This is a genomic window from Acidimangrovimonas sediminis, from assembly GCF_002871005.1.
Taxonomy (GTDB): Bacteria; Pseudomonadota; Alphaproteobacteria; order Rhodobacterales; family Rhodobacteraceae; genus Acidimangrovimonas; species Acidimangrovimonas sediminis.
Genome location: NZ_PHSN01000015.1, coordinates 1 through 21171, shown reverse-complemented (window position 1 = coordinate 21171; position 21171 = coordinate 1). Strand labels below are relative to the sequence as shown.

At 65.5% G+C, this 21171-nt stretch carries 18 protein-coding genes, 1 tRNA gene and 1 riboswitch; of the genes, 13 read left to right on the top strand and 6 right to left on the bottom strand.

Annotated elements, in window-relative coordinates:
- Positions 1-161: 161 nt before the first annotated feature.
- Positions 162-1112, bottom strand: a complete 951-nt coding sequence (locus CVV76_RS14820; RefSeq protein ID WP_102225454.1) for an MBL fold metallo-hydrolase — start codon at positions 1110-1112, stop codon at positions 162-164.
- A gap of 353 nt (positions 1113-1465) precedes the next feature.
- The gene (locus tag CVV76_RS14815; RefSeq protein ID WP_102225453.1) at positions 1466-1927 is read right to left on the bottom strand and encodes a metallopeptidase family protein; all 462 of its coding nucleotides are present in this window, start codon (positions 1925-1927) and stop codon (positions 1466-1468) included.
- An 81-nt stretch (positions 1928-2008) separates the two neighbouring features.
- Between CVV76_RS14815 and gltX the strand changes: the two genes are divergently transcribed.
- Positions 2009-3334 carry a glutamate--tRNA ligase gene (gene gltX, locus CVV76_RS14810; protein WP_102225452.1) on the top strand — a complete coding sequence of 442 codons (1326 nt, stop codon included), beginning with the start codon at positions 2009-2011 and terminating at the stop codon, positions 3332-3334.
- Positions 3335-3450: 116 nt separating this feature from the next.
- Positions 3451-4797, top strand: a complete 1347-nt coding sequence (locus tag CVV76_RS14805; protein WP_102225451.1) for an MATE family efflux transporter — start codon at positions 3451-3453, stop codon at positions 4795-4797.
- Positions 4798-4840: 43 nt separating this feature from the next.
- On the opposite strand, the gene CVV76_RS14800 is transcribed toward CVV76_RS14805, so the two are convergent.
- The gene (locus CVV76_RS14800; RefSeq protein ID WP_102225455.1) at positions 4841-5452 is read right to left on the bottom strand and encodes a gamma-glutamylcyclotransferase family protein; all 612 of its coding nucleotides are present in this window, start codon (positions 5450-5452) and stop codon (positions 4841-4843) included.
- A gap of 74 nt (positions 5453-5526) precedes the next feature.
- Positions 5527-5620, top strand: a riboswitch (glycine riboswitch).
- 139 nt (positions 5621-5759) lie between these two features.
- On the opposite strand from CVV76_RS14800, the gene gcvT reads away from it, so the two are divergent.
- The 4 genes from gcvT to gcvP are packed head-to-tail and all read left to right on the top strand — an operon-like array spanning position 5760 to position 10496.
- Positions 5760-6890 carry a glycine cleavage system aminomethyltransferase GcvT gene (gcvT, locus tag CVV76_RS14795; RefSeq protein ID WP_102225450.1) on the top strand — a complete coding sequence of 377 codons (1131 nt, stop codon included), beginning with the start codon at positions 5760-5762 and terminating at the stop codon, positions 6888-6890.
- A gap of 8 nt (positions 6891-6898) precedes the next feature.
- Positions 6899-7258, top strand: coding sequence for a glycine cleavage system protein GcvH (gcvH, locus tag CVV76_RS14790; protein WP_102225449.1), 360 nt, complete (start codon positions 6899-6901; stop codon positions 7256-7258).
- The gene (locus tag CVV76_RS14785; protein WP_102225448.1) at positions 7255-7656 is read left to right on the top strand and encodes a VOC family protein; all 402 of its coding nucleotides are present in this window, start codon (positions 7255-7257) and stop codon (positions 7654-7656) included. The genes gcvH and CVV76_RS14785 overlap by 4 nt, the downstream gene beginning before the upstream one ends.
- On the top strand, positions 7656-10496 hold the full coding sequence (gene gcvP / locus CVV76_RS14780; protein WP_102225447.1) for an aminomethyl-transferring glycine dehydrogenase: 2841 nt from the start codon (positions 7656-7658) through the stop codon (positions 10494-10496). The genes CVV76_RS14785 and gcvP overlap by 1 nt, the downstream gene beginning before the upstream one ends.
- 258 nt (positions 10497-10754) lie before the next feature.
- Here the strand turns inward: gcvP and CVV76_RS14775 are convergent, their stop codons facing one another.
- Positions 10755-12008, bottom strand: coding sequence for a DUF2254 domain-containing protein (locus tag CVV76_RS14775; protein WP_158243166.1), 1254 nt, complete (start codon positions 12006-12008; stop codon positions 10755-10757).
- A 103-nt stretch (positions 12009-12111) separates the two neighbouring features.
- Between CVV76_RS14775 and trxC the strand changes: the two genes are divergently transcribed.
- From trxC to CVV76_RS24975, 7 genes are all read left to right on the top strand, one after another.
- Complete coding sequence (gene trxC, locus CVV76_RS14770) at positions 12112-12558, top strand: thioredoxin TrxC (protein WP_102225445.1); 447 nt, start codon at positions 12112-12114, stop codon at positions 12556-12558.
- Between the two features lie 191 nt (positions 12559-12749).
- A complete protein-coding gene (locus CVV76_RS14765; protein ID WP_102225444.1) occupies positions 12750-14030 on the top strand; it encodes a putative DNA modification/repair radical SAM protein in 1281 nt (426 codons plus the stop codon).
- A complete protein-coding gene (locus CVV76_RS14760) occupies positions 14030-15451 on the top strand; it encodes a UdgX family uracil-DNA binding protein (protein WP_102225443.1) in 1422 nt (473 codons plus the stop codon). Before CVV76_RS14765 ends, CVV76_RS14760 begins: the two co-directional genes overlap by 1 nt.
- A 124-nt stretch (positions 15452-15575) precedes the next feature.
- Positions 15576-15651 (top strand) — tRNA-Ala (locus tag CVV76_RS14755).
- Positions 15652-16052: 401 nt separating this feature from the next.
- Positions 16053-17483, top strand: coding sequence for a hypothetical protein (locus CVV76_RS24700; RefSeq protein WP_146010301.1), 1431 nt, complete (start codon positions 16053-16055; stop codon positions 17481-17483).
- Entirely contained in the window at positions 17464-17793 is a 330-nt protein-coding gene (locus CVV76_RS14750; protein ID WP_102225442.1) for a hypothetical protein, read from the top strand. Before CVV76_RS24700 ends, CVV76_RS14750 begins: the two co-directional genes overlap by 20 nt.
- Positions 17744-18382: a hypothetical protein gene (locus CVV76_RS24975; RefSeq protein ID WP_158243165.1), complete on the top strand. Its 639-nt coding sequence runs from the start codon at positions 17744-17746 to the stop codon at positions 18380-18382. The genes CVV76_RS14750 and CVV76_RS24975 overlap by 50 nt, the downstream gene beginning before the upstream one ends.
- 204 nt (positions 18383-18586) lie before the next feature.
- On the opposite strand, the gene CVV76_RS14745 is transcribed toward CVV76_RS24975, so the two are convergent.
- Both CVV76_RS14745 and CVV76_RS14735 read right to left on the bottom strand, forming a co-directional pair.
- A complete protein-coding gene (locus CVV76_RS14745) occupies positions 18587-19186 on the bottom strand; it encodes a hypothetical protein (protein WP_146010300.1) in 600 nt (199 codons plus the stop codon).
- A gap of 349 nt (positions 19187-19535) precedes the next feature.
- The gene (locus tag CVV76_RS14735) at positions 19536-20921 is read right to left on the bottom strand and encodes a hypothetical protein (RefSeq protein ID WP_102225439.1); all 1386 of its coding nucleotides are present in this window, start codon (positions 20919-20921) and stop codon (positions 19536-19538) included.
- Between the last annotated feature and the right edge of the window lie 250 nt (positions 20922-21171).

Sequence of the window (21171 nt, the reverse complement as noted above, 5' to 3'; positions counted from 1 at the left end):
CTTCTGAGTGGAAATATCCCACGGGGGTGCGGGGGTGTGAAACCCCCGCGGATGCGGTGGGTGCGGGGGTGTGAAACCCCCGCGGATGCGGTAGGTGCGGGGGGAAACCCCCGCGGATGCGCGGGAGAGTGAGCCGTCACCGCCTACGCGCGGCCGTCTCCTCAGCTCTCGAGCATCATCTGGTAGGAGGCGGGGACGTAGTGAAACGCCGCCTCGCCTCCACTTGCAGTCTCGACGTAGCCGAGCGCCGGGAAGGGCATGTGGTAGCCGATGAATGGGGTACGATCGGCGGCAAGTTGACCCAGAAGCTTGTGCCGCGTCCGGGCGGCCATCGCCTTGTCGGCGTCGAATTTCACCTCCCAGTCGGGATAGGCCAGCGACCAGACGTAGTGGTTCGCCGTGTCCGCGATCAGCATCAGCGACCTGCCTTCGCTTTCCAGGTGGTAGGCCATGTGCCCCGGCGTGTGTCCGGGCGCCAGGACTGCCGTCATGCCCGGCGCTGCGTCCTTGCCGTCCTCGAGGAAGGTCGTCTTCTCTGCCAGCGGCTTCATGTTGCTGTCGAACAGCTTGTTGCCGGCGGCGGCCCAGTGGTCGTATTCCTGCCGCCCGGTGACGTAGCGCGCATTGGCGAAGGTGGGCGTGCCGTCGGCCATCAGTCCGCCGATATGGTCGCCATGCATGTGGGTGATCACCACGATGTCCACCTGCTCGGGCTGGTAGCCTGCGGCGGTCAGCGCCGCGGTGATCCCGCCGGGGGCCACGCCGGTGTCGAACAGGACCAGCTCCTTGCCCGTGTTCACCAGCGTCGGGGTGAAGAAGAACTGCGCGACGTCGGTCGGCAGGAAGGCCGCCTTCGAGACCGCAGCGAACGTATCGTCCGGGGTGGTCAGGCCGAAGATCTTGTGCGGATCCGGCACCGGGCGGGTGCCCGCCAGCAGCGTCGTCACCTCGTAGTGGCCCAGCTTGAAGCGGTGGTAGGGCGGTCGGTCGGTGGCCTGCATCGGGGCGGCGGCCCGGGCGGGGGCGGCGCTCAGCGCTCCGGTCGCGGCGGCGCCGGCGAAGGGCAGAAGGGCGGCGGCGCGGAAGGCCGCGCGGCGTGTCAGATCGGTCATCTCTTCAGCTCCCTGAATGCATCCTATCCGAAAGGATAGCATGTCTACGGACGATTCGAAGCGGCGGATCACTCTCTGCCGGCGGATGCCGGCCCGCGCCGGGGCCTTCCATGGCGCCCGGCTCCACAAGGGCGACCCGGTCAGGCGGGGCTTGCCGGTGCAAACGGGGCGCGAGGGGGGAGGGGGTTGCAGGGTGCACGGAGGCATCCCGTGTTCAGGAGGGTGCCAGGGAACCGCCGACAGGGCGTTTGTGTCCGCTTGGCCTGCTTTCTTGCGCCGATACTCTCCGTGCCGCCATAGGTGCACAGGAGGTCAGGCGCACGGCCACACTGGCGCCGGATGCCCGACGCGCGCTATTCCCACCAGCGGTCGATCGCGGCGATCTGGGCGTCAGTCCAGCCGAAGTGATGCGCAAGCTCATGCACCATCACGTTGGCCACCAGATCCCCCAGCGCCACGTCGCCCCGGGCCACCCATTCGTCGAGGATGGCGCGGCGGAACAGCCAGATCCCCTGCGGCCCCTGCGGCTGGTCGGCGACCGAGGCCTCGGTCAGCGGGATGCCATCGTAAAGCCCGGTCAGGTCGTAGGGATCGTCGATCTTCAGGGCGTCGAGAATGTGGTCGGGCGCGAGGTCGACCACCCTGAGCGACAGCCCGGCCGCCGCCGCGCGGTAGGGCGCGGGAAGGGCCGCGACCGCGGCGCGGGCCAACGCCTCGATCACCTCGGCATCGGGCGCCGCGACCTCGGCCCAGCCGGTGGAGTCGGCGTCCCGGGAGGAATCGGCGTCTTCGGGGAGCTCTTGCTCTGGCGGCATGGCGGGGTTCCCATCTCCGGATGCCCCTCATATGGACAAAAGCGCGCCGGTGTGAAAGAGCAACCCCAACAGGAGAGACCCATGACCGTCACCCGTTTCGCACCCTCGCCCACCGGCTACATCCATGTCGGAAACCTGCGCACCGCGCTGATGAACTTCCTGATCGCCCGCAAGGCCGGCGGGACCTTCATCCTGCGCCTCGACGACACCGACCAGGAACGTTCGAAGCAGGAATACGCGGACGGCATCCTGGAGGATCTCGAGTGGCTGGGCCTGACCTGGGACCGGATCGAGAAGCAGTCGGCCAGGCTCGACCGCTACGCCGAGGCGGCGGATGAGTTGCGCCGCGCGGGCCGCCTCTACGAGGTGTTCGAGACCCCGACCGAGCTGGACCTCAAGCGCAAGAAACAGCTCAACATGGGCAAGCCGCCGGTCTACGACCGTGCCGGGCTGGGCCTGAGCGACGAGGAGAAAGCGAAGCTTGTCGAGGAGGGGCGCGCCGGCTACTGGCGCTTCCTGCTGGAACACGAGCGGATCGAGTGGCCCGACGGCATCCTCGGCGACATTTCGATCGACGCGGCCAGCGTGTCGGATCCGGTGCTGATCCGCGCCGACGGGCAGGTACTCTATACCTTCGCCTCCTCGGTCGACGACACCGACATGGGTGTGACCCATATCGTGCGCGGCGCCGACCACGTGACCAACACCGCGACTCAGATCCAGATCATCCGCGCGCTGGGCGGCACGCCGCCGACCTTCGCGCACCACTCGCTGCTGACCGGCCCGCAGGGCGAGGCGCTGTCGAAGCGACTCGGCACGCTGTCGCTGCGCGACCTTCGCGCGCGGGGGGTGCAGCCGATGGCGCTTCTGTCGCTTATGGCGCGGCTCGGATCGTCGCAGCCGGTCGAGCTGTTCTCGTCGATGGACGAGCTGATCGCGGGCTTCGACATCTCCACCTTCGGCGCGGCGCCGACCAAGTTCGACGCCGAAGACCTGTTCCCGCTGACCCGCGCCTACGTGCAGGCGCTGCCGTTCACGGCGGTGCAGGAGCGGATCGCGGCCCTCGGCGTGCCGGATGAGCTGGCCGAGACCTTCTGGCGCGTGGCGAGCCACAACATCACCGTGCTCGACGATCTCGGCGACTGGTGGACGCTGTTCCGCGACGGGGCCGAACCCGACGTGGCCGAGGAGGACCGCGCGTTCGTGGCCGAGGCGCTGGCGCTTCTGCCGCCGCAGCCCTATGGCCCCGAGACCTGGGGCGAATGGACCGCCGCGGTGAAGGAAAAGACCGGGCGCAAGGGCAAGGGCCTGTTCATGCCGCTCAGGAAGGCGCTGACGGGTCAGGCCTTCGGGCCGGAGATGGCGGACGTGATGCCGCTTCTGCAGAAGATCCGCGCCAAGGGCTGAGGCGGGGACGTCCGGCGGGCGGGCAGGGGGGCCGTCTGCCCCCTCTGGCCCGTGCCGGGCCATTCACCCCCCGAGAGTATTTCCGCCAAGATGAATTGGCCGGAGAGGGGGGAGGCATGGCGGGGCGGCGCGCGCGGTTTCTGGAGGGGAACCTCTTTCGCCATGTCTCGGTGATGGCGCTGTCGTCCTCGGTCGGGCTGATCGCGGTCTTCCTTGTCGATTTCGTGGATATCCTGTTCATCGCGATGCTGGGGGACGCCGCGCTGACGGCGGCGCTTGGCTATACCGCGGCCGTCCTGTTCTTCACCACCTCGATCGGCATCGGCATGGCGATCGCCACCTCGGCGCTGGTGGCGCGCGCGCTGGGTGCGGACGAGGAGGAGGAGGCGCGGCGGAAGGCCACCAGCGCGCTGATCCATGGCGCGGTGGTCGGCGTGGCGGCGGCCGCTCTGGTGACGATCAACCTCTGGCGGATCATGGGCTGGCTCGGCGCCTCGGGGGCGGTGCGCGCCCATGCGGTCGCCTATCTGTCGATCCTTGTGCCGTCGATGCCGTTCCTGATCGTGGCGATGGCGGCGGGGGCGGTGTTGCGGGCGCATGGCGATGCGCGGCGCGCGATGCTGGTGCAGATGGTGGCGGCGGTGGTGAACGCGGTCCTGGACCCGGTGTTCATCTTCGGCCTCGGCTGGGGCCTGGAGGGGGCGGCCATCGCTTCGGCGATCGCGCGCGTCGTCATGGCGGGGGTCGCGCTGAGCGTGGTGCACCGGGTGCATCGCGGGCTGGCGCGGCCTTCGGTGGCGCAGATCGGGGCGGACCTGCGGCCGGTGCTGGCGATCGCGGGGCCGGCGCTGATGACGCAGATGGCGGCACCGGTCGGGCAGGCCTATGTCACCCGCGCGATGGCAGCATACGGGCCCGAGGCGGTGGCGGCGATGGCGATCATCACCCGCACCGCGCCGATCGCCTTTGCCGTGCTCTTCGCGCTGTCGGGTGCCGTGGGGCCGGTGATCGGCCAGAACTACGGCGCGCGGCAGGGCGCGCGGGTCGCGCGCGCCTATCGCGACGGGCTGATCTTTGCCGCGCTCTACACGGTATCGGTGTCGGTGCTGCTTTATGTGCTGCGCGCACCGATCGCTGACCTGTTCCAGGCGCAGGGGTTGACGCGCAGCCTCGTCTACCTGTTCTGCGGGCCGCTGGCGCTACTCTTCTGGTTCAACGGGGTGATCTTCGTGTCGAACGCGGCCTGCAACAACCTTGGCCGGCCCTTGGTGTCGACGTTGGTGAACTGGGGGCGCAACACGCTTGGGACGATCCTGCCGGTGATGCTGCTGTCGCCGGCGATGGGCGCGGCTGGGGTGTTCATCGGGCAGGCCGCCGGCGGCATCGTCTTCGGCCTGGCCGCGATGGCCCTTGCCCGCGCCGTCATCCGCGACCGCACCCGGGGCATGGTGGGCCGGGTCTGACGTACGGCGCCTGAGAGGTGGCGGATGACGGGAGGGACGTGTCTCAGCCCGCGATCCGGGTGACGCCAAGCGCCGCGAGGTGGCCGTCGACGAGGCGGATCTCGCCGGGGTCGAGGATCTGTGCGCGGGGGTAGCGCGGGGCCGCGCGGTCATCGAGGACCGGCGCCTCCCACCCGGAGGTGGTGGCGAAGAAGCGTGCCACGCCGTCGGCGCCGAACTCGCGCAGGAACCCCTGCACCACCACGTCGAGATAGCTTAGCAGGATCGGCAGTGGCCTGTCCGCCGGGGCCGCCGGGGCTGTCGTGTCCCCCGCGTCTTCCGGCGCAGGGGCGGGCGGCACGGCGTAGATCTGCACCGCGATCGGGCGCGCGACGGGGTGGTCGATCTGCGCGGCGGGCACCGGGTGCCGGTCATAGGCCGCCTCGCGCAGGTCGAGCGCGGCCCAGTCGGCCCCGGGCACCGCGGCGACGAGGCCCTCGATCTCCGCCCCCTCCACCGGTTCGACGGAAAGGAAGGCGAGCTCGCGCCGCGAGGTATGGCGCCAGACCCGGCGCCAGCCGGTGACGCGGGCGGGGTGGGCCTCGGGGTAGGCATGGGTCGCGCGGTTGACGAGCGAGCCGTAGCCGAAAAAGAAGTCATTCGCAGGGTCGGTCATGTCGCGAAGGCTTGCCAAATGGTCGTATCCGCCGCAACCCCCTTGTGCCTCGGCGCGCCCCGGGCTATCGGGGATTTGTCGGACAGGGAGAATCCGGGCCTACAGGTCCGGTGCCGAAGGAGCAACCGCCCCGGTAAACTCTCAGGCGCAAGGGACCCGTTCGACGCAGCACTCTGGAGAGACCCCGCAAAATCGGGGCGCCGAAGGGATAACGATCTCAGGCACAAGGGACAGAGGGGGCATCGAATCCGGCGGGCGTGGCCCGTCCGGGCGGTGCCGGGGAACCGGCGAGGAATGGGGGAGCGGCATGTCCGACCTGAAACGCACGGTTCTTTATGACCTGCACGTAGGCCTTGGTGCCAGGATGGTGCCCTTCGCGGGCTACGAGATGCCGGTGCAATATCCGCTGGGGGTCTTGAAGGAACACCTTCACACCCGCGCCGCGGCGGGGCTGTTCGATGTCAGCCACATGGGGCAGGTGATCCTGCGGGCGCCGTCGGGCCGGGCCGTCGATGCGGCGCAGGCGCTGGAAAGCCTGGTGCCGGTGAATCTGATGGACCTGAAAGAAGGGCGGCAGCGCTATGCGCTCTTCACCGATGCCGAGGGCGGGATCCTTGACGACCTGATGGTCGCGAACCGGGGCGATCACCTTTTCGTCGTGGTCAACGCCGCCTGCAAGGACCAGGACATCGCCCACATGCGCAGCCACCTGACCGGCGCCTGCGTGGTCGAGGAGGTGACCGACCGCGCGCTGATCGCGCTGCAGGGGCCGGCGGCCGAGGCGGCGCTGGAATCGCTGGTGCCGGCTGTTACTGCCATGCGCTTCATGGATGTCGCGGTGATGGCGTGGCAGGGGGTGGATCTGTGGATCTCGCGCTCGGGCTACACCGGCGAGGACGGGTACGAGATCTCGGTTCCCGACGCGCAGGCGGTGGCCTTCGCCGAGGCACTGCTGGCGATGGAGCCGGTGGAGCCGATCGGCCTTGGCGCCCGGGATTCGCTGCGCCTGGAGGCCGGGCTCTGCCTCTACGGCCATGATATCGACCGCTCGACCTCTCCCATCGAAGCCGATCTTGCCTGGGCGATCCAGAAGGCGCGCCGCACCGGTGGCGCGCGCGAGGGCGGCTTTCCTGGCGCAGGTCGCATCCTGTCCGAACTGACCGAGGGGGCCGCGCGCAAGCGCGTCGGCCTGCTGCCGGAGGGCCGGGCGCCGATGCGCGAAGGTGTCCAGCTTTTCGCGGGCGCCGAAGGGGGCGAGGCCGTGGGGCAGATCACCTCGGGCGGCTTTGGCCCCACGCTTCAGGCGCCTGTCGCCATGGGCTACCTGCCCGCGGGCCTCGCCACCCCCGGAACCGTCGTCTACGGCGAGGTGCGCGGCAAACGCCTGCCTGCCCGCGTCACCGAGCTTCCCTTCCGACCCTCCACCTACAAACGCTGAGGATCCTTATGAAATATACCGAAGATCATGAATGGCTGAAGCTTGACGGCGATGTCGTCACCGTGGGCATCACCGAACACGCCGCGACCCAGCTGGGCGACGTCGTCTTCGTCGAACTGCCCGAGGCCGGCGGCGAGGTGTCGAAGGGTGACGAGGTTGCGGTGATCGAAAGCGTCAAGGCGGCGTCCGACATCCTCGCTCCCGCCGACGGCACGATCACCGAGGTGAACGAGGGCCTCGCCGACAACCCGGCGCTGGTGAACGAGGATCCGCTGGGCGGCGCCTGGTTCTTCAAGATGACGCTCAAGGATCGTTCCGTCCTCGACGGCTTCATGGACGAGGACGCCTACAAGGCCCTGATCGGATGACGATCCGCCGGATCGTGGCAAACCTGAAGGCGGAGGCGCCCGCGGGCCTCGCCGCCTTCTACCGCGATCTCTTCGGCCTCGACACGCTGATGGAGCTCGACTTCATCACCACCCTGGGCGTCCGGCCCGGGGCAGGGGGCGGGCCTGAGGACGGGGCGGGGGGCGGCGCGCCCGCCCCGATCCAGCTGTCGCTTGCCTCCGAGGGCGGCGCGGGCACGCCGCTGCCCCTGCTGTCGATCGAGGTGGACGACATCGCCCCTTACCTCGAACGCGCCCACGCCCTCGGGGCCGAGATCGCTCATGGCCCGGTCACCGAACCCTGGGGCGTGAGGCGCTTCTACCTGCGTGACCCAGAAGGCCACCTCGTCAACGTCGTGATGCACAACCGAGAATCCTGATGACCTATACGCCCTCGACCTACGACCCTTACGATTTCGCCAACCGCCGCCACATCGGCCCGTCTCCGTCGGAGATGGAGGAGATGTTGCAGGCCGTGGGTGCCCCCACCCTGGACGCGCTGATCGACCAGACGGTGCCGAAATCCATCCGGCAGGAAAGCGCGCTGTCCTGGGCGCCGCTGTCGGAATATGCGCTGCTGAAACGCATGCGCGAGGTGGCGGCAAAGAACCGCGTGATGAACAGCCTGATCGGGCAGGGCTATTACGGCACCGTGACGCCCCCCGCGATCCAGCGCAACATCTTGGAAAACCCGGCCTGGTACACCGCCTACACCCCCTACCAGCCCGAGATCGCGCAGGGCCGTCTTGAGGCGCTTCTGAACTACCAGACCATGGTGTCGGACCTGACAGGTCTGCCGGTGGCGAACGCCTCGCTGCTGGACGAGGCGACGGCGGCGGCCGAGGCGATGGCGATGGCCGAGCGCGTGTCGAAGTCGAAGGCCAAGGGCTTTTTCATCGACCGCGGCTGCCATCCCCAGACGATCGAGGTGGTGCGGACCCGGGCCGAGCCGCTGGGGATCGAGATCACCGTGGGCGACCCGGCCGACATGGTGGCGGGCGATGTCTTCGGTGCGCTGTTCCAGTATCCCGGCACCTATGGCCACGTGACCGACTTCACCGACCAGATCGCCGCGCTGCATGACGCCAAGGCGGTAGCCATCGTCGCGACCGACCTGCTGGCGCTGTGCATGCTCAAGGAGCCGGGCGCGATGGGGGCGGACATCGCCGTGGGCTCGTCGCAGCGCTTTGGCGTGCCGATGGGGTATGGCGGGCCGCATGCCGCCTTCATGTCCTGCCGCGACGAGATGAAGCGCGCGATGCCGGGCCGGATCGTCGGCGTGTCGGTCGATGCGCGCGGCGGGCGGGCCTACCGCCTGTCGCTGCAGACCCGCGAGCAGCATATTCGCCGCGAAAAGGCCACGTCGAACGTCTGTACCGCGCAGGCGCTCTTGGCGGTGATGGCCTCGTTCTACGCCGTCTTCCACGGGCCGCAGGGCCTGCGTGCCATAGCCGAGCGGGTGCATTTCCTGACTCAGCGACTGGCCCATGCGCTGAAGGCCGCGGGCGCCAAGGTGGCACCCGATGCCTTCTTCGACACGATCACGGTCGAGGTCGGCGTGGGGCAGGCGGGCATTCTTGCCGCCGCCCGGCAGGAGGGTCTGAACTTCCGCAAGATCGGGTCGGACCGCGTGGGCATCAGCCTTGATGAGGTCTGCGACGAGAAGGTGCTGATCCGCATCCTTGCCGCCTTCGGGATCGACGGCGTGCCGCCGCATCGGGCAGAACTGGGCTTTCCCGAGGAGATGGTGCGGGCGACCGACTACCTCACCCACCCGGTCTTCCACATGAACCGCGCGGAAAGCGAGATGATGCGCTACATGCGCCGTCTTTCGGACCGTGACCTTGCACTGGACCGCGCGATGATCCCGCTGGGATCGTGCACGATGAAGCTCAATGCGGCGGCCGAGATGATGCCGCTGACATGGCCGGAGTTCGGCGCGCTGCATCCCTTTGCCCCCGCCGATCAGGCCGCGGGCTACCACGAGGCGATCGCGGACCTGTCGGAAAAGCTGTGCGAGATCACCGGCTACGACGCGTTTTCCATGCAGCCGAATTCCGGCGCGCAGGGGGAGTACGCGGGGCTTCTTACGATCCTCGCCTATCACCGCGCGCAGGGTGACGATCACCGCAAGGTCTGCCTGATCCCGATGTCGGCGCATGGCACCAACCCCGCCTCGGCCCAGATGGCGGGGATGGAGGTGAAGGTGGTGAATTCGGCCCCCAACGGCGACATCGACCTTGACGATTTCCGCGCCAAGGCCGAGGCCGCAGGCGACCGGCTGGCCGCCTGCATGATCACCTATCCCTCGACCCATGGCGTGTTCGAGGAGACCGTGCGCGAGGTCTGCAAGATCACCCATGACCACGGCGGGCAGGTCTATATTGACGGTGCCAACATGAACGCGCTGGTGGGTCTGGTGAAGCCGGGCGAGATCGGCGGCGACGTGAGCCACCTGAACCTGCACAAGACCTTTGCCATCCCGCATGGCGGTGGCGGCCCGGGCATGGGGCCGATCGGCGTGCGCGAACACCTTGCCCCCTACCTGCCGGGCAACCCGCTGGGCGGCGGCGTGGCCGGGCCGGTGAGTGCGGCGCCCTATGGATCGGCCTCGATCCTGCTGATCAGCTGGGCCTATTGCCTGATGATGGGCGGGCCGGGGCTGACTCAGGCGACGCGGGTGGCGATCCTGAACGCCAACTACATCGCGGCGCGTCTGTCGGGCGCCTACGAGGTGCTGTTCATGGGCAACCGCGGACGGGTGGCACATGAATGCATCCTCGACACGAGGCCCTTCGCCGAGGCGGGGATCACCGTGGACGACATCGCGAAGCGGCTGATCGACAACGGCTTCCATGCGCCCACGATGAGCTGGCCGGTCTCGGGCACGCTGATGGTGGAACCGACCGAGAGCGAGACCAAGGCCGAGATCGACCGTTTCGTCACCGCGCTCCTGTCGATCCGCGAGGAGATCCGCGCGGTTGAGACGGGCGAGATCGATCCGCAGTCGAACCCGCTGAAGCATGCCCCCCACACGGTCGAGGATCTGGTCGCCGACTGGGACCGGCCCTACCCGCGCGAGCAGGGCTGCTTCCCGCCCGGCGCGTTCCGGGTCGACAAGTACTGGCCGCCGGTGGGCCGGGTCGACAACGTCTATGGCGACCGCAACCTCGTGTGCATCTGCCCGCCGCTGGAAAGCTACGCCGAGGCGGCGGAGTAGGGCGCCAACGCCATAATGAGAGAAGGGCAGCGCCCGACCCGCGGGTGGGCGCTGCCTTGCATTGGTGGGCGTCGCTGTATCGTGCCGCAAACCTCCGGCGTGTGAGCGCGCGGTGACGTTGACATGCGCCCTCCCAGGGGGAGGGTCGGGCGCTGCCCGGGGCTGGTCGCCCCAGGCGATATGGCAATCGTTGCTGCGCTGACCCGCCCGGCGACATTGGCCGCGACAGGGCCGTATCAGGGCGGTGTCAGGGCTGTGTCACCCCTCTGCCGGGATCCCCGAGATCTGGCGCAGCTTTTCCTTCTCTTCATCGAGCGGCAGCAGCGCCTCGCCATAGGCAAGGGCGGAGCGCGCCATGTCTTCGGCAGCGGCGGCCATCTCGGGGGCGCCGCGCTCGCGCAGTTCCTTGAGCGCGTGTTGCACCCTGACCGCCACCTCGATCAGCGGCGCCCCGTCGCGGCAGAGCGCCCCGAAGGCGTCGCGCACGAGATGGGCATCCGTCAGCACCCGCGAATGAACCCGGGGATAGCGCACCTCGCGTGCCGTCGGGCCGGGCCGGGCGTGATCCAGCAGCAGGCGTTCCAGCCGGAAGGCCACGTCGATCGCGGTGCCCGGGTCGTTGATCCCCGGCGACAGCGCGCGCGAGGCGATCTCGCTGAGAACCAGCAGGCCGAAGCGTGGATCCTGATCGGGGGTGCGCAAGTCGCCGATGTGGATAGCCGCGTTGATCTTGGAATGGTAATCGGCGTCGCCGCCGATCGCGTAGCCAAGCGCCGATCCGGCGGTGACATGGTCGCCCGGCAGCACGGTCACGTAGAACTCCGCCTCGGCCGTCTCGGCGCAGGCATTGATCGCACCGGTGTCGATGAACTGGATATAGCCGCCGCGCCCGGCCCGCACCTTGGTGCCGCCGGCGGGGATGTGATGCGCGGCACTCATCGGGCGGGCGCCCAGGCTGGGCCGGTCGCGCCGGATCTCCAGCGCGTCACGGGCGCGGCCTTCGATCTGTTCCAGCGTGTCGTCCATCGAGCCCAGCCGCGACAGGTGCTCGATCCAGCGCAGCATGGCGAGGACGACCATCACCACCACGCCCACGGTAAAGCCGAAGACCACGACCGCCGCGCGTTCGCCATAGAGATGCGCGCGCAACAGGATGATCGACAGGAGCGCGAAGATGAAGGCGCCGAGGAAGGTTGCCAGCACCGTGTGCGTCGTCGTGTCCTCGAGCAGGACCCGCTGCGCCCGCGGCGTGCTCTGGCTCGAGGCCCACTGATAGGCGCTCACCATGATCGTCAGCGAGAAGGTCGTGACCGTCAGCATCGAGTTGGCGATGATGTTGAGGACCGACAGCGCCGCGTCCTTGCCGAAGCTCTTGGCAAGGTCCTCGGGGATCAGCGGCGACAGCACCGAGGCCAGCGCCGCGGCCACCACCGCCATCGCGGCCAGGATCACCGTGCGCACCCACAATTCGCGCATCAGGCGCAAGAGGTGCCAGAGTCGTTTCGAGATCATGGCGCCTCCCCGGGCGGTTCCTGCGACAAAAGGATGCCGGGCTTGCACCGGTCCGGTGCGCGCCACATATCCAGATCTAACCCGATAGCATGGGAGACGTTCCATGGCGAACGCCCTGAAGATGACCTGTCTCGACTGCGGCACGGTGAATCGCGTGCCGGCCGAAAAGCTGGGCTCCGGCCCGAAATGCGGCACCTGCGGCGCACGGCTGAACGATGGCAAGGTGCGCGCCCTCGACGTGAAGACGCTGGAGAAAGCCGCGAAGACCGACGAGGTTCCGCTTCTGGTCGATTTCTGGGCGCCCTGGTGCGGCCCCTGCCGGATGATGGCGCCCGAGTTCCTCAAGGCGGCGCAGGCGCTCAGCCCTCAGGCCCGCCTGGCCAAGATCGACACGCAGGACCACCCCAAGGCGGCGGAGCGCTACAACATCCGCGGCATTCCGGCGCTGATCCTGTTCCAGAACGGCCGCGCCGCCGCGCATCTTTCCGGCGCGCGTCCGGCGGCCGAGATCGAGGCCTTCGTCCGCCAGAAGGCGAAGATGCCTGCCTGACGGCGGCGCTTTCGGGCGGGCATTGGCCTGCATACGGGCCGCGCACCGGGGGGCAGTTGCTTGCGTATTTGGAGAACAATGAAAGGAAAGGGGAGGGCCCCGCGGCACCCGCCGGGGATTGATCGGGGCCGCCACGCCCGCGGTCGCGTATCGCGCTTGATTGGTGATGAGTGCGAACATATAGTGAACAAATGGTCAAGCGCAGCCTCTCCGACAAGCTCGCGATTCTCGCCGACGCGGCGAAATACGATGCGTCCTGTGCCTCTTCCGGGGGGGAGCGGCGGACGTCCACAGGTAGGGGCACAGGTACGGACACAGATACGGGCACGGGGAGAGGCCCGGGCGGGAAGGCCGGTCTCGGGTCGTCCGGGGGGGCCGGCATCTGCCATTCCTACGCTCCGGACGGGCGCTGCATCTCGCTCCTCAAGATCCTGATGACCAACTTCTGCATCTACGATTGCGCCTATTGCGTGAACCGTGCCTCCAGCCGGGTGGAGCGGGCGCGGTTCTCGGTCGAGGAGGTGGTCAGGCTCACGGTCGAGTTCTACCGCCGAAACTATATCGAGGGGCTGTTCCTGTCGTCGGGCATCATCCGCTCGCCCGACGAGACCATGGGCGACATGGTGCGGATCGCGCGGACCCTGCGGGTGCAGGAGAATTTTCGCGGCTATATCCACCTCAAGACCATCCCCGACGCCGCACCGGAGCTGATCGAGGAAGCCGGGCGCTGGGCCGACCGGCTGTCGATCAACGTCGAGCTGCCGACCGAGACGGCGCTGGGCGCCCTCGCCCCCGAGAAGTCGGCGCAGAGCATCCGCCGCGCCATGGCCGATGTCCGTGCCCGGCGCGAGGCGGCAAAGGACCGGACGCTGCGCGGCACCCGCCCGGCGCGCTTTGCCCCCGCGGGGCAGTCGACGCAGATGATCGTCGGCGCGGATGCGGCCAAGGATTCCGAGATCCTCGCCACCTCGGCCGGGCTTTATGCCGGCTACCGGCTGGGCCGGGTGTATTACTCCGCCTTCTCCCCGATCCCCGACAGTTCCCGGGCGCTGCCGCTGATCCGCCCGCCGCTGATGCGCGAGCACCGGCTTTACCAGGCTGACTGGCTGATGCGTTTCTACGGCTTCGCGGCGAACGAGATCGCGCCACCCTCGGGGATGCTCGACCTTACCCTCGACCCCAAGCTTGCCTGGGCGCTGGCGCATCGCGCGGCCTTCCCGGTGGAGGTAAACCGCGCGCCGCGCGAGATGCTGCTGCGGGTGCCGGGCTTCGGCAGCCGGTCGGTCGAACGCATCCTCGCGGCGCGGCGCCACCGGACGCTGCGCTACGAGGACCTGGTCGCGATCGGCTGCGTGATGAAGCATGCCCGCCCCTTCGTCACCCTGCCGGGCTGGTCCCCCGGTGCGCGCCTCGATGCCGAGAGCCTGCGCGCCCGTTTCGCCCCGTCGGCGGAACAGCTCAGCCTGTTCTGATGGAGCGGGTGGTGCTGCCCCGGATCGGCACCGTCGCCGCCTGGCGCGACGCCGCGCGCGGGCTGGCCGGTCGCGGTGTGCCGGCCGATGCGGTGCTGTGGCAGGTGGGCGCAGAGGCGCCCGATCTCTTTGCCGGCGCGCCCGCCCCTGCCGCCACGGGAGAGCCCCGCGCAGTACGCCTGCCGCGGGTGGCGGTGGCCAGCCTGGAGGCCGCGCTGTGCCATTCCGACCCGGAGCGGTTCGCCCGCGCCTATGCCCTTCTCCTCCGCCTGGCGGCGGGGGACCTGCGCTGGGGCGACCGGTCGGACCCGGCATTGCGCCGGCTGTTGCAGCAGGAAAAGGCGGTTCGGCGCGACATCCACAAGATGCATGCCTTCGTGCGCTTTCGCGAGGTGACCGAGCCGGGGGCGGAGCGCCGGGCCTTTGCCGCGTGGTACGAGCCCGACCATCCGGTCGTGGAGGCCGCCGCCCCCTTCTTTGCCAGGCGCTTCGGCGACATGGATTGGGTGATCGCCACGCCGGTGCTGACCGCGCGCTTCACCGCGGGGGGGCTTCGGATCGAGGAGACCGGCGACACGCGCCCGCCGCCCGAAGACGCGACAGAGGAGCTGTGGCGCACCTATTTCGCCAACATCTTCAACCCGGCGCGGCTGATGCCCCGGGCGATGCGGTCGGAGATGCCGAAGAAGTTCTGGCAGCATCTGCCCGAGGCGCGGCTGATCCCCGGGCTGATCCGCGAGGCCCCGGCGCGTGCGCTGGCGATGCAGGAGGCGGCGCCGACCTTCGCGCCCGCCCGCGCCGCCCGGATCGTGCCGTCGCGTCCCGCGCTGCCCGACCTGACGCTTGAGACGCTGAAACCCGCGCTCGACGCTTGCCGGCGTTGCCCGCTGGGTGCGTGCGCGACGCAGGGAATCGCGGGGGAGGGGTCCGCCGGCGGCCTGATGGTGGTGGGCGAGCAGCCGGGCGATGCCGAGGATCTGGCGGGGCGGCCCTTCGTGGGGCCGGCGGGGCAGATGTTCGACACCTGCGCCAGGGAGGCGGGGCTGGACCGCGCGGCGGCCTATGTCACCAATGCGGTGAAGCATTTCAAGTTCGCCCCGCGCGGCAAGCGGCGGCTGCATCGCCGGCCCGATGGCGGCGAGGTACAGGCCTGCCGCTGGTGGCTGGAGTTCGAGCGCCGGGCGGTGGCACCGCGCCTGACGCTTGCGATGGGGGCGACCGCGGCGCTGGCGCTGACCGGCCGGGGCGAGGGGATCCTTGCGCGGCGGGGGCGGGTGGAGACGGCGAGGGACGGTGGGCCGGTGCTGATCACGCTTCACCCCGCGCATCTGCTGCGCCAGCCCGATCCGGCCCGGCGGGCGGAGGCGCGCGAGGCGTTCGCAACCGACCTGCGCGCCGTGGTCGCCATGCTGGGCGATTGAGTGCGGGTGGACCCCGTGTGCGCGGCGCATCCCGTCGCCGCGGGAACGGCGGAACCGTTCCGGGCGGGTGGCCGAAGAGAGGTGCTTGACATCCTCCGGCGCATGCGTCACATAGCGCGCCGTTGGGGTCGTAGCTCAGTTGGGAGAGCGCGTCGTTCGCAATGACGAGGTCAGGGGTTCGATCCCCCTCGACTCCACCAAATCAGGCCGTTAAGCCTCTGAAATTTATTTGGATTTCTAATTCAATAAGTTTCGCACCATCATTTACACCAACACACAGATGTTGACGCCCTGACGTGCTAACGTCGCCGTGTTTGCGATTGATATCGCCAGCTTCGTCGCTGCCTCGTCTACATTGTTGCTCTGGGCACTATTTTTGGGTAGGCGAGCGGTGAAGCGGCAGAAGCGGGCGCGCTAGCGCTGGTCAGAAAAGCTAAGCTTTGCTCCTTACTTGAACGTCGTCGGGAAAGATGGCGGGTCTCGCACAAAACGCTCCTTGCCCATGTTACAGCGAGGTTGAGCTAGACACCCATGCCCGAGGATGTTCTTACTAATCCAGACCTAAAGGTCATTTGTTGCGGCAGTTCCGGGCAGACATTAGTTGACACGCAAAACATGGGTAGATTTCTGGCCGGAAAGCACCGCGTCCCTTAGCAAGGAAGATCTTCAGTCTCTTGACGAAAGCAACTTTGACGACCTTCTTAGAATGGTTGCGCGCAGAGAGAGAAAATCTTCTGGAAGCGGCAAAAGAGCCAGAAGTATTCGCCGAAAACTCATTATTAGACGTCGTAACGAGAAGCGTATCCCGTACTCGAAGAAGGCGTTGTCCTATAGATTTCTTGACTGCGAGAATATCTCCAGCGTTAGTCCGGATCGAAAGAAGAACTGGCTGCCTCTTCATCGAAGAAAAGGCAAGACAGCTGATATAGATTGCAAAGATTTTTCATTTATTGACAATCCGATTGAGACGATGCGGCTATTTTGGAAAATAGTCGATGCAGAGTGCAAGTCTCGGGGTTTCAGAATAAACTTTGAAGATAGACAGGTCCTCGACATTGGTCCCTTTTTGCTGCTTGGCTCTCTTCGCGAGAGAATGACCCCAGTAATTTTGGGAGGATCAATCAGGCCATCAACTCAAAAAGTTCTTGCAGCCGTAGACCTGATGGATTTTCTCAGAATTGGTGGGCTCCCAAAACTCAGTAGCGATGACATCTGGCCACTGCCGCTGCATCGTCGCAGAAGAGGTGGCTCAAGCTCTCCCAACGCATCAGTTGCAATGCAGTCCTCTACTGTTGAACGCGTCGCAGACCAAACCGTTGCAAGCGTGAACGAATGGCTTGGAACGTTAAGTCCTTCGGAAGAGTTGACAGTCGCAGGCGCCAGTGCCCTGAAGACAGTCATCACGGAAGCTCTCAACAACGCGGAACGCCATGGAAGAGTTCAGGGCGATGGTGAGTGGGTGACAGCTGGTTTCATGGCGCGCCGCCAGTCGGAGGTCGACGGGAAGGTTCGGACCACACACGTCTGCCACTTAGGGCTTATGAACTTAGGGCTAACCATTTCAGACACCATAAAATCTGGGCCCGAACACATTCTTGGGCAACTTAAGAAGTATCAAGACCTCCACAGAAGCTCCAGAATCAGTCAAGATACATTGTCAACGGTCTTCGCCCTGCAAGACGGCATCTCGCGCGTTGAGCAAGGCTGTGGGAGCCCAAGTGGAGGCACCGGAATGATGGATATTGTTGAGTTCGCAAACGAGGTTGGGCGGCAACCCGCCGGAATCTTGCAGACGACAGTAGCAATCCTCTCGGGAAAGTCGTACATACGCTTCGCTCATCCGTTCTCCCGAGGTGTCGAGAGTGGGGATGGGAGACGCCTACAGTGGTTCAATGAACCCAACCTTGTTACCGCGCCCCCGAGTAACGACTTCGTAATGGACCTGCCACACGCTTTCCCCGGCACTATGATTACTGCTCGCTTCGTTCTTGATGATGCTTGGGAGGAAGAAGATGCAAGAGATGACGATTGATCTGAACGCCGTCACCGGCACCAAGCACATCCGCAACCTGTCTGGTAAAGAGCGGGGCATTGCCGCTCGTCAACATTTTTGCCTAGACAGTATCGACGGCCAGCCTGGAACTGTCGAAGTGCGTATCCCAGAGTATGTAGACACCATCTCGCCATCGTTCTTCCAAGGTCTTTTCTCGCAAAGTATTGCTGCCCTTCATGGCAAGGATGCTTTTTTGAAGAAGTACCACTTTATTGTAAACGAGCAGCAGAAGCGTTGGGTTGACGTTGGAATACGAAACGCCACTTCAAGCCGCCAGAGCTTGGTGTAGTTTTTCAGTTAACTTTTTCGACGGAGCGCCCGTCGGCAGGTGGTCCTTTAAAGACCTCCTTGCTGTTGCGTCGATCATCGTAGCAGTTTGGACCTGGCATCGTTCTCGCTCAATCGAGGAGCGAATTAGATCTGACGCAGACGCAAGATCTGGCTTTGACTACGTTTTTGGCGCCCCATTTGCTGCACGACTAGAACCTTTAGATCAAATTATAGACGACATCGCCCGTACCGCAACGTCAGCCACGAGCGTTGGTGGAAGAGCTGCCATGATAAGCGCTATACAGCGCAATGAGCACTCCGATTGGTTCTTTGCGCTTGACGCACTTCTCAGCAGCTCTAAAGAAAATATTGCGCCACTTCTCATCACTAAGCTTAATGAATATTTTGATCGAGCCAACGATATTATTAATGAAATTAGCAGTGCCTCTGAAGAAAATCAGTTAAGGGCACAGTGCAGCCTGCTTAGGCGGGAGCGAGATATCTTTCTGGCTCTTTCAAGGAATTATGTTCACGAACATCGATCATCCATTCGCACAGAAATAAACGGCTTATTCAAAAGACTCGGTCAGCCTGACTTGCGAAAATAGACTTTGAGGCTGACATAGCGCTCTCCCTACCTCCACCCATAGAGTGGACCACTTTTTCTGAGATGCAGAATGATAAAGTCATTCCATTTCCAATATTTGGTGGCGCAAGCTATTAATTAGCAGATGGCATCGCGACCGATGCCCGTTTAGTGCGCGCGTCCCTCGCGCCTTCGGTGCATGCGGACGCTTAATCCATTCTCTGCATCAGGAGCTTACCTCATTGCCGCTACCTATGTCAGCTTGAGCCTGTACCATTTGTACCACACCCTCTCCCTCGACCTCTCCCTGTAGGTGACAAACGAAATCTTTGATGATCGCTGCGAGCGCACCGATACTCCTATCTTCTATCTCACCCGACTGCGCAGGATGCAGCGGCAATGCCCCCTTCTGACCATACACCCCGACCGACTGGTTGAACTGGTGCTGCTGGTCGACCGCCTTGAGGTACAGGCCCAGCGCAGAAACCTTCGCCTTGGTGTTATCGGCGCCGCGATAGGTGAGCCATGCCTCCCCTGCCGCCGCACGAAGCCCGCCCATCACCTCCATGGCATAGTCGCGGGGCTCCTTAGTCTTCTCCTCCTCCCTCATATCCTCGTACATTCGATTGCGCCAGCGGCGGATGGTTTGCTCATCCTTGTCGAATACGTTCGCGATAAATCCGAGCGGCTTTCCAGCCATCAGCATCTCATGGAGAACAGGCTTGATGCTTTCCCATTGTTCTTCCGAACGAACACGGCCGCGGTGCCGACGCGGTTGTGTGCGAGGGGAATTCGCGGCTTCGTCGTGTGGGTGATTACTGGTCATGAGGCTTCGCTCAGTTTGATTGTGGTCATTTTCGCCAGCCTATCATTACCCGACATTCGGCGCAGATTTTTCGGTTGCAACCCGTTGCAAAGGAAAGAGAAAGGCGAGCTCCGCTATGGGTCGCCGCCGGTTTGGGCGGCCAGCCATCCCCAGCCCAACGCGACGGGCCAGAGCAGGATGAAAGCGGCCTTGACGATGAACACTGAGAACTCGCCGCGAGCCTCTGCCCCCGCGAGATCAGCGCGCCAAAGCTCAGAGCTTCCACGAACCGGTCCGGCGACAATCACGCGACGCCACCAAAATCTGCCCGCGACAACATAGAGGCCCGCGGCCACAAGGAGCCCGGCGCTCATTGCGCCTTCCCTCGTCTGGGATGGTGATTGAGGATGCCACGGATAAGCGTCCCCTCGAACGTGTCACGGCCCGCAAAAAGATGATGGTGCAGGCGCGCGACATGCGCCTCGCCCCTCCGCTCAGCGGTGTCCGCGGTCATGGCGAGGTAGAACGCCAATTCATCCCCGTTTGTGTCAGCCGCAGAAAAACCGCTTCTGAAATCCCGTAGAGCACGCCAGTGCTCGACAGGATAGCAGTCTGTGAAGGGGGACGGAGGTCGTATCACGCCGGGCATCGCCAGAACGTCCCGGTAGCGCATCACGCGCCGATGTAACTCAGCAGTATCCGCCTCGTCGGCTTCATCAAGGCGGCGGTCGAGCTTCGCGCGCCCCTTTTCCGCTATGCCGATATCTCCTCGCTCCGGATCAAAGAGATATCCCAGGAATTCTAGCGGTGCATTATCCGCATAGACCGGATGGAACAACGCGAACGGGCCTGCGGGATGCCGCCTGAAATAGGCGAAAAGGGTGTCTACCATCTCCCGGCTTGCGGCGCTCTCCGCTGCCGCAACGACAATATTGTCGTTGCACAGCAGAACTGCCTGATCTGTCCCAGCGGGGATGTCGTTCAGCATCCACGCCAAGATGACCCCCGAAGCCGGGGAGCCCTGCATCAGTCCCCGTGGCCCGTTCGCAACGTGCGACATCATCTGTGTCTGAGAGGAGAGTACAGCGAAAGAAGCCCCATTGGCCTGCTGTCCTCCCAGTTCCTCAAACACTAGGTTTCGAGTATCTAGGGCATGTTTGATCACCTCCTTTGGCAAGGGCAGTCGATACAGCGCATCCGGGTTCACCTGCTGAAAGCAGTCCCGGATATCTGTCTTTGCGAGATAGGGAAAACCGGATGCCTGAAGCTCCTTCAGGGCGCGGGCAGCATCGTCGCGGCTATGTCCCCGAACGCCATATAGCGGAACGCTAGGCGCGAACTGCGCTTCGAGAGCTGCCGCCAGCATGTGATGGACCGCTTTCAGATCGAGCGGCATGCGCTTGCAAATCGGTCTGACACCCACGGTGCTCTTGGCGTGAAATCCCCAGCCTATCGGTGCATAGTCGCGCTTCCACGCGTGCACGTGGTCGCGTAGGAGCATCGCCGCCTCACGCTCGGGCGTCCCGCCCAGCGCCCGCAACGATGCGCTCAACCTGACCTGATCACAGCGCAAGAACTCCCGTACCGCGCCTTTGACTTTGGCGTTTTTTCCGCTCGCAACCGCTTTCGTGATGCGCGCCTTTTTCTCGGTAAAGACGCTGTGTGCATGCCCCTGCTCAGCTTTCCACAAAGCATCGGCGCTGGGCGGTGCAACCGGGTGCACGTGACAAAATTCATGAGGCGTCAACGAGGGCATGAGACCGTCCTATCCGTTGATATTGATTGCAGGGCGGATGAAGCGGGGCGGCAGGCGCAGAAGTTCGGCGGGAGCTGGCACGCCAGTTTGAGCGTGCCAGAGGCGCAGAAGCGCATCCCGGGTCAGCACGTAGCTTTCTGCTGTCCAGCGCGCTCTGGCGGCGCCCCCACTGCCTCGGATGCACCTCTGGATGATCGGTAATCCCCCCGTTTTTACGGGTGCTCGGACGTAGAATTTACGCGGCCATTCT

Coding starts and splice junctions, on each gene's coding strand:
- CVV76_RS14820 (WP_102225454.1), bottom strand. CDS start 1,112: ATGACCGATCTGACACGCCGCGCGGCCTTCCGCGCCGCCGCCCTTCTG.
- CVV76_RS14815 (WP_102225453.1), bottom strand. CDS start 1,927: ATGCCGCCAGAGCAAGAGCTCCCCGAAGACGCCGATTCCTCCCGGGAC.
- gltX (WP_102225452.1), top strand. CDS start 2,009: ATGACCGTCACCCGTTTCGCACCCTCGCCCACCGGCTACATCCATGTC.
- CVV76_RS14805 (WP_102225451.1), top strand. CDS start 3,451: ATGGCGGGGCGGCGCGCGCGGTTTCTGGAGGGGAACCTCTTTCGCCAT.
- CVV76_RS14800 (WP_102225455.1), bottom strand. CDS start 5,452: ATGACCGACCCTGCGAATGACTTCTTTTTCGGCTACGGCTCGCTCGTC.
- gcvT (WP_102225450.1), top strand. CDS start 5,760: ATGTCCGACCTGAAACGCACGGTTCTTTATGACCTGCACGTAGGCCTT.
- gcvH (WP_102225449.1), top strand. CDS start 6,899: ATGAAATATACCGAAGATCATGAATGGCTGAAGCTTGACGGCGATGTC.
- CVV76_RS14785 (WP_102225448.1), top strand. CDS start 7,255: ATGACGATCCGCCGGATCGTGGCAAACCTGAAGGCGGAGGCGCCCGCG.
- gcvP (WP_102225447.1), top strand. CDS start 7,656: ATGACCTATACGCCCTCGACCTACGACCCTTACGATTTCGCCAACCGC.
- CVV76_RS14775 (WP_158243166.1), bottom strand. CDS start 12,008: ATGATCTCGAAACGACTCTGGCACCTCTTGCGCCTGATGCGCGAATTG.
- trxC (WP_102225445.1), top strand. CDS start 12,112: ATGGCGAACGCCCTGAAGATGACCTGTCTCGACTGCGGCACGGTGAAT.
- CVV76_RS14765 (WP_102225444.1), top strand. CDS start 12,750: ATGGTCAAGCGCAGCCTCTCCGACAAGCTCGCGATTCTCGCCGACGCG.
- CVV76_RS14760 (WP_102225443.1), top strand. CDS start 14,030: ATGGAGCGGGTGGTGCTGCCCCGGATCGGCACCGTCGCCGCCTGGCGC.
- CVV76_RS14750 (WP_102225442.1), top strand. CDS start 17,464: ATGCAAGAGATGACGATTGATCTGAACGCCGTCACCGGCACCAAGCAC.
- CVV76_RS14745 (WP_146010300.1), bottom strand. CDS start 19,186: ATGACCAGTAATCACCCACACGACGAAGCCGCGAATTCCCCTCGCACA.
- CVV76_RS14735 (WP_102225439.1), bottom strand. CDS start 20,921: ATGCCCTCGTTGACGCCTCATGAATTTTGTCACGTGCACCCGGTTGCA.